The sequence below is a fragment of the Klebsiella sp. 2680 genome, assembly GCF_900198535.1.
Lineage (GTDB): Bacteria > Pseudomonadota > Gammaproteobacteria > Enterobacterales > Enterobacteriaceae > Klebsiella > Klebsiella indica.
The window spans coordinates 1-12875 of the sequence record NZ_FZNJ01000010.1 but is presented as its reverse complement, the minus strand read 5'-3'; the positions used below and the strand labels follow the sequence as shown (position 1 = coordinate 12875).

The following is a 12875-nucleotide window of genomic DNA, read 5'->3' as shown; positions in this document are numbered from 1 at the left end:
CCATCGCAGAATAGACAACCGCAGTGCTTGCACTGCGGTTTATCATGAGCGATCTGGCAATCGCGATTAGGCTTTGTAATAGGCTTTATACCAGTCCACGAAATTTTTCACGCCCTGTTTGACGGTCGTTTGCGGCCTGAATCCCACCATATCATACAGCGGTTTGGTATCGGCGCTGGTTTCCAGCACATCGCCGGGCTGGATTGGCATCATATTCTTCTCCGCGACCATCCCCAGCGCCTCTTCCAGGGCAGTGATGTAGTCCATCAGTTCAACAGGCGAGCTGTTACCGATGTTATACACGCGGTAGGGCGCGGAGCTGTCTGCAGGAGATCCTGTTTCAACGGTCCACTCAGGGTTCGGCTGCGGGATAATATCCTGCATCCGCACAATCGCCTCAACGATATCGTCGATATAGGTGAAGTCGCGCTTCATCTTGCCGTAGTTGTAGACGTCAATGCTTTTTCCTTCCAGCATCGCTTTAGTGAACTTGAACAGCGCCATGTCCGGGCGCCCCCACGGGCCATAGACGGTAAAGAACCGCAGTCCGGTGGTCGGGATACCGTACAGGTGAGAGTAGGTATGCGCCATCAGTTCATTGGCTTTTTTGGTGGCGGCATACAGCGAAACCGGGTGGTCAACCGAGTCGTCGGTGGAGAAGGGCATTTTGCGGTTTAAGCCATAGACGGAACTGGATGAAGCATAGAGCAGGTGCCCGACTTTATTATGGCGGCAGCCTTCGAGAATATTCAGGTAACCGATCAGGTTAGCGTCGGCGTAAGCAAAGGGATTTTCCAGGGAGTAACGGACGCCAGCCTGGGCGGCAAGATGGATCACCCGGTTGAATTGCTCCTGGGCAAAAAGCCGGGCAATTCCTTCACGATCCGCCAGATCGATTTTGTGAAAGCGGAACTGGGGGGATTGCAGCAAATCCAGGCGGGCCTGTTTAAGATTGACATCGTAGTAGTCGTTCATATTGTCGATGCCGACGACGTCATGACCTGCCTCAAGCAGGCGTTTACAAGCATGAAAGCCGATAAATCCTGCGGCTCCAGTCACTAAAAACTTCATATTTATCCTCCGGGCTCGCTGTGTCCCGCATTATATAATGATTGATTTTACACTGGCTTGCTGTGTGGATCACCTGCTTTACCATTGCGCGGGGATCGCGCCTGCATAAAAGCATGGCCGGGGCGCGTTTGAGCGTGGAGGTGAATCTGTATCAGCGATTGTGCCCGCATTTTTGCCGGGTGGCGGCTGACGCCTTACCCGGCCTACACGACCTTCAGCATTCGGCGACGCAGGCCCGCGCAGGCGGGCGATCCCGGAACAACGCTGTGAAATGGGTTAGTGCGTTTGAGCGTGGAGGTGAGTCTGCATCAGCAACTGTGCCCGCATTTTTGCCGGGTGGCGGCAGACGCCTGACCCGGCCTACACGACCTTCAGCATTCGGCGACGCAAGGCCGCGCAGGCGCAGCGCCGCCGGGCGATTCAGGAACAACGCCCATTGTCAGCAGTGTGAAGTGGGTTGGTGGGTTTGAACGTGGAGGCGAATCTGTATCAGCAACTGTGCCCGCATTTACGCCGGGTGGCGGCTGACGCCTGACCCGGCCTACACGACCTTCAGCATTCGGCGACGCAGGCACGCGCAGGCGCAGCGCCGCCGGGCGATCCCGGAACAACGCGCGGTGTCAGCAGTGTGAAGTGGGTTGGCGGGTTTGAGCGTGGAGGCGAATCTGTATCAGCAACTGTGCCTGCATTTACGCCGGGTGGCGGCTGACGCCTGACCCGGCCTGGAATTTCAATACAATCAATACAATCAACACAACGGCAAAAACAAAGGGAGGCGCCGGGCCTCCCTGTCATCATCAGGCTTTAGTGTGCCTGCTACGCAAATTCTCCACCACATCCGTCAGGCTCAGTCCCTGATCCTGTAGCAGCACCAGCAGGTGATACATCAAATCCGAGGCTTCATTTTTCAGCTCGAACTGGTCATGCACCGTTGCCGCCAGCGCGGTCTCCACGCCTTCCTCGCCTACCTTCTGCGCAATACGCTTGGTGCCGCTGGCGTACAGCTTGGCGGTATAGGAGCTCGCCGGATCGGCGTGTTTGCGTTCCGCCAGCAGTTGCTCCAGTTGATAAAGGAACAGCCACTGATGGCCGGTTTCCGCGAAGCAGCTGGAAGTGCCTTTATGGCAGGTCGGGCCAATGGGATTGACCAGCACCAGCAGGGTATCGTTATCGCAATCCGGGGTGATGCTCACCACGTTGAGGAAATTACCGGACGTCTCGCCTTTGGTCCACAGACGCTGTTTGGTCCGCGAATAAAAGGTCACTTTGCCGGTTTCTTCGGTTTTTGCCAGCGCCTCCTGGTTCATATAGCCCAGCATCAGCACTTCCCCGGAAATGGCGTGCTGCACGATGACCGGCATCAGGCCGTCGGTTTTTTGCCAGTCCAGTTGTTCAGTTAACATACCCTAATCTCCACGCCCTGTGCTGCCAGGTACGTTTTCAGTTCACCAATATTAATAATTTGCTTATGGAACACCGAAGCCGCCAGCGCGCCGTCGACGTTGGCGTCGCGGAAAGCCTCCAGGAAGTGTTCCATGGTGCCCGCGCCGCCGGAAGCTATCAGCGGCACATGGCATACGGCGCGCACTTTGCTTAATTGCTGCAGATCGTAGCCGTTACGCACGCCGTCCTGATTCATCATATTAAGGACAATCTCTCCGGCCCCGCGCTTCTGTACTTCCTGCACCCAGTCCAGCGTTTCCCACTGGGTCACGCGCGTGCGGCTTTCATCGCCGGTATACTGATTGACGTGATACTTACCGCTGTCGGCGTCAAACCAGGTATCGATACCCACCACAATGCACTGCACGCCGAAACGGTCCGCCAGACGCGTAATCAGCGTCGGGTCCGCCAGAGCAGGGGAGTTGATGGAAATTTTATCCGCGCCGAAAGAGAGGATCTGCGCCGCCTCTTCCAGCGACTTAATGCCGCCCGCCACGCAGAAAGGAATGTCGATCACTTCCGCCACCCGCGATACCCAGCTTTTGTCCACCACGCGGCCATCGCTGGAGGCGGTGATATCGTAGAACACCAGCTCATCCGCGCCCTCGTCGGCATAGCGTTTTGCCAGCGGAACGATATCGCCGATGATCTCGTGATTACGGAACTGCACGCCTTTCACTACCTGGCCGTCGCGAACGTCGAGACAGGGGATTATCCGTTTTGCCAGCATTGAATGGCCTCCGTTACGTTGAATTTACCTTCCAGCAGCGCGCGGCCGACAATCACCCCGCGCACGCCGGTGCCGCGCAGGGCGGCGATATCATTAAGATCGCCGATGCCGCCGGAGGACTGAAACGCCACCTGCGGATAACGGGCGCAGACTTCTTCATACAGCGAGACGTTAGAGCCCGCCAGCGTTCCGTCGCGGGAAATATCGGTGCACAGCACATGCTGCAGGCCCACTGACTGATAGCTCTCCACCAGTTCCTCCAGCGTCACCCCGGAGTTCTCCTGCCAGCCGCTGACCGCCACCTGCTTAGTGCCTGCGGCGTCAATGCGCACGTCGAGCGCCAGCACCAGATGCTGCGGGCCAAAACGGTTAAACCAGCCTTTCACCACGTCCGGGGATTTCACCGCCGTTGAACCGACCACCACCCGCGCCACGCCCGCATCGAGCAGGGTGGCCACATCTTCCTCGCTGCGTACGCCGCCGCCGACCTGTACCGGCACATCGACACCGGCAACCAGCGTTTTCAGCAGCGGGATCTGGCGCTTCGCCGGATCTTTCGCGCCGGTCAGGTCCACCAGATGCAGGACTTCAGCCCCCTGCGCGGCATAGGCTTGCAGGCGCGGCAGCGGATCGTTGCCGTAGTCGCGCTGCTGGCCGTAATCGCCCTGATGGAGACGGACAACCGTGCCGTCAATTAAATCTAAAGCAGGAATGATCATCACATCTCCAGGAAGTTTTTCAGCAGCTGCGCCCCGGCGCTGCCGGAGCGTTCAGGGTGGAACTGGACGCCAAAAAAGTTATCTTTTTGCACCGCGGCGGTAAACGGCTCGCCATAGTTGCACTGGGCGATGGTATAAGGATTCACCGGCATCGCGTAGCTATGGACAAAATAGAAATAAGCCCCGTCTTCAATGCCGCGAAACAGGCGATCCCCGGCTTTGGCGGACACCCGGTTCCAGCCCATATGCGGCAGCGGCAGGCCGTGGTCGTGCATTTTCGGCACATCCTGATCGATGATGCCCAGCAAATCGACGCCGTTATTCTCTTCGCTGCGCTTGCCCAGCAGTTGCATGCCAAGGCAAATGCCCAGCACCGGCTGGGTACAGGCCTTGATCAGTTCGATTAATTCGCGCTCACGCAGCTGGTCCATCGCCGCCTGCGCGGTGCCGACGCCAGGGAGAAACAGTTTATCGGCGCGCAGCACCACATCCGGGTCGCGGCTGACCACTGGCGTATAGCCGTGGCGGCTCACCGCCGATTTCACCGAATTGAGGTTGGCGCAGCCGGTATCGAGGATCACCACGTTCATCACAGTACCCCTTTTGAAGACGGCAGCGTATCGCCCTGGACGCGAATCGCCTGGCGCAGGGTGCGGCCAAAGGCTTTAAACAGGCTCTCCACGCGGTGATGGTCGTTTTTGCCCTTGGTTTTCAGGTGCAGCGTGACCGCCATGGTGTAGGAGAGCGAGCGGAAGAAGTGCTCGACCATTTCGGTGCTCAGATCGCCAACGCGCTGATAGCTAAACTCGGCTTTATATTCAAGATGCGGGCGACCGGAGATATCCAGCGCGCAGCGGGCCAGGCACTCATCCATCGGCAGCACAAAGCCGAAACGGCCAATGCCACGCTTGTCGCCCAGCGCCAGCTTCAGCGCTTCGCCCAGCGCAAGGCCGGTATCTTCCACGGTGTGGTGATCGTCGATATAGAGATCGCCGCCGACCTTAATTTCCATTCGGAAGCCGCCGTGAGTGGCGATTTGGTCGAGCATATGATCGAAGAAGCCGACGCCGGTGGAGATTTTGCTGCCGCCTTCGCGGTCCAGCCACACTTTGACGTCAACCTGCGTCTCTTTGGTGTTGCGCTCCACGTGGGCGTAGCGGTCGCGGCGGGTCAGCTGTTCGCAAATGGCCGGCCAGTCCAGCTTTTCACGGTCATAGCGCAGGCCCGCGATGCCCATATTGTCCGCCAGCTGGATATCGGTGGCGCGGTCGCCAATCACGTAGCTGTGTGCGGTATCCATAACGCCCTGTTCCAGCCACGGCAGCACCAGCCGGGTTTTCGGCTTGCGGCAGTCGCAGTTATCAGCCGGAAGGTGCGGGCAAATCAGCACCTCCTCGAAGTTAACGCCCTGCGAGGAGAAAATCTGCATCATCAGATTGTGCGGGCCGTCGAACTCGTCCTGCGGCAGGCTGGCGGTTCCCAGACCGTCCTGATTGGTGATCATCACCAGCTTATAGCCTTCCTGCTGCAGCTTCAGCAGGGCCGGGATCACCTGCGGCTCAAAGGCCAGCTTATCAAAGCGGTCTACCTGAAAATCAACCGGCGGCTCGGCAATCAGCGTGCCGTCACGGTCAATAAAGAGAAACTTCTGAGTCATACATTCTCCGCATTCAAAGCGTCAATTACGCGCTGGCTCTCTGCACGGGTACCGATAGTGATACGCAAACAGCCGCTTAATGACGGTTGTTTATTCTGGTCACGTAAGATAATGCCCTGATCCCACAAAGATTTAAATACCGCGCTGGAGGCGGTGATCCGCACCAGAACGTAGTTGGCTTCGGAATCGAACACCTCTTCAACGCAGGCGATGTCGCGTAGCTGGCTGACCAGATAGTCGCGCTCGCTGAGGATCTGCGCCACCCGCGCCCGCATGGCGGCGATCCCTTCCACGCTGAGCGCCTGGGCGGCAATATCGGCGACCGGCGTCGAGAGCGGGTAAGGGGCGATAACCTTCAGCAGCACGTTAATCACTTCCGCGTTGGCCAGGGTAAAGCCGCAGCGCAGGCCCGCGAGGGCAAAGGCTTTCGACAGCGTGCGCAGCACCACCAGGTGCGGGTACTCGTTCAGCCAGCCCGCCAGCGTCGCCTGCGGGCAGAATTCAATATAGGCTTCATCCGCCACCACGATGGCTTTCCCGCGCGCCATTTCCAGCAGAGTGCGGAAATCTTGCGGGTTGATGATCTGCCCGGTCGGGTTATTCGGGCTACAGACGAAAATCACCTTCACGCCGTCGAGATTCGCCGCGATGCCCGGCAGATCGAGCTGCCAGTCGGCGAGGGTCGGCACCGTGCGGCAGGTAACGCCGATGGTTTCGGCGCTGACGCTGTACATGCCGTAGGTCGGCGGGCAGTAGAGCACCGTGTCCTGGCCCGGCTCGCAGAAGGCGCGGATCAGCAGTTCGATACCTTCATCGGCGCCGCGGCTGACCAGCACCTGCTCCGGCTTCACCCCCGCATACTGCGCATAGCGTTCAATCACCGCTTTCGGCTGCGGTTCCGGGTAGCGGTTCAGCGTCTGCGCGGTTAACTGGAACTCGACCGCCGTCGGGAATTCATTGGCGTTCAGCCAGACGTCGCCTTTACCGCCCAGGCGGCGAGCAGACTGATAGGGCGTCAGGGCGCGAACGTTGGCGCGGGCTAAATCTTCGATGCTCATGCTTGCTCCTTAAGGGCTGCGACGCGCAGCGTAACGGCGTTTTTGTGGGCGTCAAGGCGCTCGGCGGCGGCCAGAACTTCAATGGTGGACGCGAGGGCGGCAAACCCTTCCCGCGACAGTTCCTGTACGGTCATGCGTTTCTGGAAATCCGCCAGGCCGAGGCTGGAGCAGGTGGCGGTGTAACCGTAGGTCGGCAGCACGTGGTTGGTGCCGGAGGCGTAATCGCCAGCGGACTCCGGCGACCAGTCGCCGAGGAACACCGAACCGGCGCTGGTGATGTTGCTGACCAGTTCCCGGGCGTTGCGGGTCTGAATAATCAGGTGCTCCGGGCCATACTGATTGGAGATCGCCACGCACTGCGCAAGATCGCGGGCCACGATGATCCGGCTGGCGGAGAGCGCTCCACGGGCGGTTTCCGCGCGCGGCAGGGCCGCCAGCTGGCGTTCCACCGCTTGTGCGACGCGCGTGCCCATTGCGGCATCCGGCGTCAGGAGGATCACCTGCGAATCCGGGCCGTGCTCCGCCTGGGAAAGCAGATCCGAGGCGACGAAGTCCGGGGTGGCGCCGCTGTCGGCGATCACCAGCACTTCCGACGGCCCGGCGGGCATGTCAATCGCCGCGCCGTCAAGACGCTGGCTCACCTGGCGTTTCGCTTCGGTGACAAAGGCGTTGCCCGGGCCAAAGATTTTATCCACTTTCGCCACCGACTCGGTGCCGAAGGCCATCGCGGCAATGGCCTGCGCGCCGCCGACGTTAAAGATATTGCGCACGCCGCAGAGCTGGGCGGCGTAGAGGATTTCATCGGCGATCGGCGGCGGCGAGCACAACACCACCTGCTGGCAGCCCGCGATGCGCGCTGGCGTCGCCAGCATCAGCACCGTCGAGAACAGCGGCGCCGAACCGCCGGGAATATATAAGCCGACGGAGGCGATAGGGCGGGTCACCTGCTGGCAGCGCACGCCGGGCAGGGTCTCCACGTCAACGGCCTGCAGTTTCTGCGCATTATGGAAGGTTTCGATATTTTTCACCGCCACCGCCATCGCCTGCTTGAGCTCATCGCTCAGGCGCGCAGCGGCGGCGGCGATCTCTTCTTCGCTGACTTTCAGCGCCTTAACGTCGGTTTTATCGAATTTCGCGCTGTATTCACGCAGCGCCGCATCGCCGTTGTCTTTAACATTATTCAGGATCTCCGCCACCGTTCTGCTGATGCTGGCGGAAGCGGAAATCGCCGGGCGCATTAAGAGTTGCTGTTGTTGTTCTGCGCTACAGCCGTTCCAGTCGATGATTGTGTTGAAGCTCATGATTGTTTCCCCTGTTTGTCCTGTGACCGACCCGCCGGATTACTCCATCATCTTCTCAATCGGCAGCACCAGAATGGAGCTGGCGCCCAGCACTTTCAGTTTTTCCATGGTTTCCCAGAACAGCGTTTCGCTGCTTACCATGTGCATCGCCACGCGCTGTTTGTCGCCGGCCAGCGGCAGAATGGTCGGACGCTCGGCGCCCGGCAGCAGGGCGATCACTTCTTCCAGGCGCTCGGTTGGCGCGTGCATCATGATGTATTTCGATTCGCGGGCCTGAATCACGCCCTGAATACGGGTCAGCAGGCGGTCAATCAGTTGCTGTTTGGCATCCTCCATTTCACCGTCGCGCTGAATCAGGCAGGCTTTGGAGCGGAACATCACTTCCACTTCGCGCAGGCCGTTCGCTTCAAGGGTCGCGCCGGTGGAAACCAGGTCGCAAATCGCGTCGGCCAGACCGGCGCGTGGGGCAACTTCAACAGAACCGTTCAGCAGACAGGATTTAAACGAAATTCCTTTCTGGTCGAGGTAACGCTTCAGCAGGTGCGGGTAGGAGGTGGCGATGCGTTTACCGTCCAGCGCCGCCGGGCCGTTCCAGCTTTCGTCTACCGGGGTGGCCAGCGACAGGCGGCAGCCGCCGAAGTCGAGACGGCGCAGGGTGAAGTAGCGCGGATCTTCTCCCTGGGCGCGACGGCTCAGCAGCTCTTCTTCCAGCACGTTTTCGCCGATAATCCCCAAATCCACCACGCCGTCCATGATCAGGCCGGGGATATCGTCATCACGCACGCGCAGAATATCGATCGGCATATTTTCCGCCAGCGCAATCAGGCGCTGGGTGTGCAAGTTCACTTTGATGCCGCAGCGGCTGAGTAATTCGCGTGAATCTTCGCTTAAACGCCCCGATTTCTGAATAGCTATGCGTAAACGGCTGTTGTCTGACATGCTTGTTTTCCTCTGTATACCTGTCTGAATTTGTCTAAATTACGTCTAAAAAAAAGCCCCCGGAAGTGAATCTTCCGGGGGCTCTCATTGCGTTCATGCACCACTGGAAGATCCAAACGTCTTCCAGCACACATCGCCTGAAAGACTAGTCAGGATGATGGTGATGATGGTGGTTGTTAAATTGAACGCTGTTCATAAAATTCTCTGCGAATGGCTATGCATTTGATGCCTTTTAACCTAAACCACTTGAGCGGCATAAAGCAAGGGCTTTTTTCTATCATTAATTCATTTCATATTCACTGAAGAAATTGTCAGTTGCCGCTGGCTGGCGTAGCCTTAAGTCAGCACAGCGAAAAGTCAGGAGCGAGGGGATGAAAAAGGTCGCAATCGTGGGTTTAGGATGGCTGGGTATGCCGCTTGCGCTGTCGTTGATGTCACGCGGATGGCAGGTTACCGGGAGTAAGACAACGCAGGATGGCGTTGAAGCGGCGAGGATGTGCGGCATCGACAGTTATCCGCTTCGTCTGGAGCCGCAGCTGGTCTGCGATAGCGAAGATCTGGATGCATTAATGAACGTTGATGCGCTGGTCATTACCTTACCGGCGCGCCGTACCGGGCCGGGGGAGGATTTTTACCTGCAGGCGGTGCAGGAAATTGTCGATACCGCGCTGGCCTATCATGTGCCGCGCATCATCTTTACCAGTTCGACCTCGGTATATGGCGACGCCAGCGGGACGCTGAAAGAGAATTCGCCGCGCAACCCGCGAACCGCCAGCGGTAAAGTGCTGAAAGAGCTGGAGGACTGGCTGCATAATCTTCCCGGCACGTCGGTGGATATTTTGCGCCTTGCCGGTCTGGTGGGGCCCTCCCGCCATCCGGGGCGCTTCTTTGCCGGTAAATCCGCGCCGGATGGTCAGCAGGGCGTCAATCTGGTGCATCTCCAGGATGTGATTGCCGCGATTGAACTGCTATTGCAGGCACCGAAGGGCGGGCACATCTACAATATCTGTGCGCCAAAGCACCCGGCGCGCGGCATCTTTTACCCGCAGATGGCCCGCGAGCTTGGGCTCCCGGCACCGGTTTTTGCCGATAATCCGCAGAACGGCGCGGGCAAGATCGTTGACGGAAGCCGTATTTGCAACGAACTGGGGTTTGAATATCAATATCCCGATCCGCTGGTGATGCCAATGGAGTAACGGGCGTCAGGAAACCTGGTGAACATAATCTGATTTTTTCGCCGGGCGATAATAAAACCGTATGAATATTAGGCTGTTGAATAAGGCAATGAACTATTTAGCCATGTAACGTCTTGTCATCGTGCCGGAAGTTGTTGCAAAATACGCGCCCTGAAAATCAGAAACTGGCCGACGCTTTTTTAAAGCGTCGGTTATTTTTTTGGTTGAAAGATACATCATTCAATACCAAGAGGCCGGGCTTCGTACCGGATAGATATTTACTAAAAACCGACAGTCGTTGTCGCTGAGGAATACAAAGAAATGGGGCTATTTTTTGCTTACGCGCTGGCGTTCACCGTAAAAGGGGATAACTATGTCGCTTAACGCTACTCCAAAGACCTCTCGCGTGGAATTACGTAAAACGCTTACGCTGATTCCGGTTGTAATGATGGGCCTCGCCTATATGCAGCCAATGACGCTGTTCGATACGTTTGGTATCGTCTCTGGTTTGACCGGCGGTCACGTCGCCACGGCGTATGCCTTTGCGCTGATCGCTATCCTTTTTACGGCACTGAGCTACGGTAAACTGGTGCGTCGTTTTCCGTCCGCCGGTTCCGCCTATACTTACGCGCAGAAGTCCATTAATCCGGCGGTCGGCTTTATGGTGGGCTGGTCGTCGCTGCTGGACTATCTGTTCATGCCGATGATCAACATTCTGCTGGCGAAAATTTACTTTGAAGCGCTGGTGCCTTCTGTTCCATCGTGGATTTTTGTTGTCGCGCTGGTGGCTTTTATGACCATCTCCAACCTGCGCAGCATCAAGAGCGTGGCGAACTTCAACACCCTGATCGTGATCCTGCAACTGGGGATCGTCGCGGTGATTGTCGGCCTGATTATTCACGGTGTGATGCACGGCGAAGGCGCGGGTACGCTGACCAGCACCCGTCCGTTCTGGTCCGAAGGCGCGCACGTGGTGCCGATGATCACCGGTGCGACGATTCTGTGCTTCTCGTTCCTCGGCTTTGACGGTATCTCTTCTCTGTCGGAAGAGACCAAAGACGCAGAGCGCGTGATCCCGCGGGCGATTTTCCTGACCGCGCTGATTGGCGGCCTGATCTTTATCGGCGCGTCCTACTTCCTGCAGCTGTACTTCCCGGATATTTCTCGCTTTAAAGATCCGGATGCGTCACAGCCTGAAATCATGCTGTATGTTGCCGGTAAAACCTTCCAGTGGGGCGTGCTGATTTTTTCCAGCGTCACCGTTCTGGCATCCGGTATGGCCGCGCACGCGGGCGTTTCCCGTCTGATGTACGTTATGGGCCGCGACGGCGTGTTCCCGACCCGTTTCTTTGGTTACGTTCATCCGAAGTGGCGTACCCCGGCATGGAACGTGCTGCTGGTGGGCGCGATTGCGCTGCTGGCGATTAATTTTGACCTGGTTACCGCGACGGCGCTGATTAACTTTGGTGCGCTGGTGGCGTTCACTTTTGTTAACCTGTCGGTGATTTCTCAGTTCTGGATCCGTGAAAAACGCAACAAGACGCTGAAAGACCACTTCAACTACCTGGTGCTGCCGGTGTGCGGCGCGTTGACGGTGGGCGCTTTGTGGATCAATCTGGAAGAGAGTTCAATGATTCTCGGCCTGATTTGGGGGGCGATTGGTCTGGTGTATCTGGCCTGCGTGACCAAAAGCTTCCGTAACCCGGTGCCTCAGTACGAAGATGTTGCTTAATCACTTTTTGTGATGAGAAAAGCCGGAGGGAAACTTCCGGCTTTTTTGTTTCTGGCTCTTGGGGTTTTCCCCGGAGGCGCTGCTCTTGCCGGGGCTACGGGTCCTCAGTGAGTAGGCCGGGTAAGGCGTAGTCGCCACCCGGCAAAAATGTGGGCATGATATCTAAATGGGCTTGTTATCCCCCGGTGGCGCTGCGCTTACCGGGGCTACAGGTCCTCAGCCGCCTGAAGGCGGGGAGCCCGGTATTTATGGGTTTCCAGGTCAGGTAAGGCGCCAGCCGCCACCTGACAGGAATGCGGGCATGGTAGTGCAAACAGGCCTGTTATCTCCCTGGTGGTGCTGTGCAAGCGCCCCACATTCTGGTTCAGTGGGCTGTTCCGTTCACTGTCAGTACGCGGTCATTTTTTCTGTTCGTTACGTGTGAACGGGCAGGGGGACGTTTCGCCCGTCCCCCTGCACCCCCGGCATTGCGCTGGAAACCTGCCGCTGCGCGGTCCGCTTCACTCCGGCTTCATCTGGCGGACCGGGCGGGACTCGACGTCCCTGTCTCGACCCGCCCTCTGGCCGCCGTCCTGGCGGCCAGTCCTGGATGCGCGCCTGCGTTCCCGCCAGGTTTCCCTGATGCGCCCAACCCCCCCGGCGGTGAGCCCGCAGGAAACCTGCAACTGTCTGGCCGCTGAAGATGATAAAAACTGGGGAAAATATCTGCCTCACCTGAAAGACTGACAGTGAGTAGGCCGGGTAAGGCGTAGCCGCCACCCGGCAAAAATGTGGGCACAATAATTTCATACAGATTCGGCATCACGCTTAAACCTGCTTCACATTCTGGTTCCGTGGGCTGTTCCGTTCACTGTGAATACGGAGATAGTTTTTCTGACCCTTGCGAGTGAACGGGCAGGGGGACGTTTCGCCCGTCCCCCTGCACCCCCGGCATTGCGCTGGAAACCTGCCGCTGCGCGGTCCGCTCCACTCCGGCTTCATCTGGCGGACCGGCTGAGACGCGGCATCCTTGCCGCGACTCAGCCTCTGGCCGCCGTCCTGGCGGCCAGT

13 protein-coding genes and 1 other annotated feature are annotated in these 12875 nt (G+C 58.2%); of the genes, 3 read left to right on the top strand and 10 right to left on the bottom strand.

What is annotated here, in order from left to right:
- Positions 1–66: 66 nt before the first annotated feature.
- The 10 genes from FN037_RS23905 to hisL all read right to left on the bottom strand — a co-directional run bounded on the left by FN037_RS23905 (position 67) and on the right by hisL (position 9114).
- Positions 67–1071 (bottom strand): NAD-dependent epimerase, encoded by a 1005-nt coding sequence (locus tag FN037_RS23905; protein ID WP_142503304.1) that lies wholly within the window; start codon positions 1069–1071, stop codon positions 67–69.
- Positions 1072–1868: 797 nt separating this feature from the next.
- The gene (gene hisIE, locus FN037_RS23900; RefSeq protein ID WP_142503303.1) at positions 1869–2474 is read right to left on the bottom strand and encodes a bifunctional phosphoribosyl-AMP cyclohydrolase/phosphoribosyl-ATP diphosphatase HisIE; all 606 of its coding nucleotides are present in this window, start codon (positions 2472–2474) and stop codon (positions 1869–1871) included.
- Positions 2468–3244, bottom strand: a complete 777-nt coding sequence (gene hisF / locus FN037_RS23895) for an imidazole glycerol phosphate synthase subunit HisF (RefSeq protein WP_138361759.1) — start codon at positions 3242–3244, stop codon at positions 2468–2470. The genes hisIE and hisF overlap by 7 nt, the downstream gene beginning before the upstream one ends.
- Entirely contained in the window at positions 3226–3963 is a 738-nt protein-coding gene (gene hisA / locus FN037_RS23890; RefSeq protein WP_142503302.1) for a 1-(5-phosphoribosyl)-5-[(5-phosphoribosylamino)methylideneamino]imidazole-4-carboxamide isomerase, read from the bottom strand. The genes hisF and hisA overlap by 19 nt, the downstream gene beginning before the upstream one ends.
- On the bottom strand, positions 3963–4553 hold the full coding sequence (hisH, locus tag FN037_RS23885; protein WP_138361757.1) for an imidazole glycerol phosphate synthase subunit HisH: 591 nt from the start codon (positions 4551–4553) through the stop codon (positions 3963–3965). Before hisH ends, hisA begins: the two co-directional genes overlap by 1 nt.
- Complete coding sequence (gene hisB, locus FN037_RS23880) at positions 4553–5620, bottom strand: bifunctional histidinol-phosphatase/imidazoleglycerol-phosphate dehydratase HisB (protein WP_142503301.1); 1068 nt, start codon at positions 5618–5620, stop codon at positions 4553–4555. The genes hisH and hisB overlap by 1 nt, the downstream gene beginning before the upstream one ends.
- Positions 5617–6678 (bottom strand): histidinol-phosphate transaminase, encoded by a 1062-nt coding sequence (gene hisC, locus FN037_RS23875; protein WP_142503300.1) that lies wholly within the window; start codon positions 6676–6678, stop codon positions 5617–5619. Before hisC ends, hisB begins: the two co-directional genes overlap by 4 nt.
- Entirely contained in the window at positions 6675–7979 is a 1305-nt protein-coding gene (hisD, locus tag FN037_RS23870; protein ID WP_138361754.1) for a histidinol dehydrogenase, read from the bottom strand. Before hisD ends, hisC begins: the two co-directional genes overlap by 4 nt.
- 39 nt (positions 7980–8018) lie before the next feature.
- Positions 8019–8918, bottom strand: a complete 900-nt coding sequence (gene hisG / locus FN037_RS23865; RefSeq protein ID WP_138361753.1) for an ATP phosphoribosyltransferase — start codon at positions 8916–8918, stop codon at positions 8019–8021.
- Positions 8919–8966: 48 nt separating this feature from the next.
- Positions 8967–9088: a sequence feature (His leader region), on the bottom strand.
- Positions 9064–9114, bottom strand: a complete 51-nt coding sequence (hisL, locus tag FN037_RS23860; RefSeq protein ID WP_138361762.1) for a his operon leader peptide — start codon at positions 9112–9114, stop codon at positions 9064–9066. It overlaps the preceding feature by 25 nt.
- A gap of 175 nt (positions 9115–9289) precedes the next feature.
- Here hisL and FN037_RS23855 point away from each other — a divergent pair, with 175 nt between their 5' ends.
- From FN037_RS23855 to FN037_RS23845, 3 genes are all read left to right on the top strand, one after another.
- Entirely contained in the window at positions 9290–10114 is an 825-nt protein-coding gene (locus FN037_RS23855; protein ID WP_138361752.1) for an SDR family oxidoreductase, read from the top strand.
- 300 nt (positions 10115–10414) lie between these two features.
- A complete protein-coding gene (gene yoeI / locus FN037_RS24820) occupies positions 10415–10477 on the top strand; it encodes a membrane protein YoeI (RefSeq protein ID WP_138361761.1) in 63 nt (20 codons plus the stop codon).
- The gene (locus tag FN037_RS23845; RefSeq protein WP_171034901.1) at positions 10467–11825 is read left to right on the top strand and encodes an APC family permease; all 1359 of its coding nucleotides are present in this window, start codon (positions 10467–10469) and stop codon (positions 11823–11825) included. The genes yoeI and FN037_RS23845 overlap by 11 nt, the downstream gene beginning before the upstream one ends.
- Positions 11826–12875 lie beyond the last annotated feature (1050 nt).

What these genes read in the sequence shown, in the direction of transcription:
- FN037_RS23905 (WP_142503304.1), bottom strand. Translation starts at nt 1,071, where the DNA reads ATGAAGTTTTTAGTGACTGGAGCCGCAGGATTTATCGGCTTTCATGCT.
- hisIE (WP_142503303.1), bottom strand. Translation starts at nt 2,474, where the DNA reads ATGTTAACTGAACAACTGGACTGGCAAAAAACCGACGGCCTGATGCCG.
- hisF (WP_138361759.1), bottom strand. Translation starts at nt 3,244, where the DNA reads ATGCTGGCAAAACGGATAATCCCCTGTCTCGACGTTCGCGACGGCCAG.
- hisA (WP_142503302.1), bottom strand. Translation starts at nt 3,963, where the DNA reads ATGATCATTCCTGCTTTAGATTTAATTGACGGCACGGTTGTCCGTCTC.
- hisH (WP_138361757.1), bottom strand. Translation starts at nt 4,553, where the DNA reads ATGAACGTGGTGATCCTCGATACCGGCTGCGCCAACCTCAATTCGGTG.
- hisB (WP_142503301.1), bottom strand. Translation starts at nt 5,620, where the DNA reads ATGACTCAGAAGTTTCTCTTTATTGACCGTGACGGCACGCTGATTGCC.
- hisC (WP_142503300.1), bottom strand. Translation starts at nt 6,678, where the DNA reads ATGAGCATCGAAGATTTAGCCCGCGCCAACGTTCGCGCCCTGACGCCC.
- hisD (WP_138361754.1), bottom strand. Translation starts at nt 7,979, where the DNA reads ATGAGCTTCAACACAATCATCGACTGGAACGGCTGTAGCGCAGAACAA.
- hisG (WP_138361753.1), bottom strand. Translation starts at nt 8,918, where the DNA reads ATGTCAGACAACAGCCGTTTACGCATAGCTATTCAGAAATCGGGGCGT.
- FN037_RS23855 (WP_138361752.1), top strand. Translation starts at nt 9,290, where the DNA reads ATGAAAAAGGTCGCAATCGTGGGTTTAGGATGGCTGGGTATGCCGCTT.
- FN037_RS23845 (WP_171034901.1), top strand. Translation starts at nt 10,467, where the DNA reads ATGTCGCTTAACGCTACTCCAAAGACCTCTCGCGTGGAATTACGTAAA.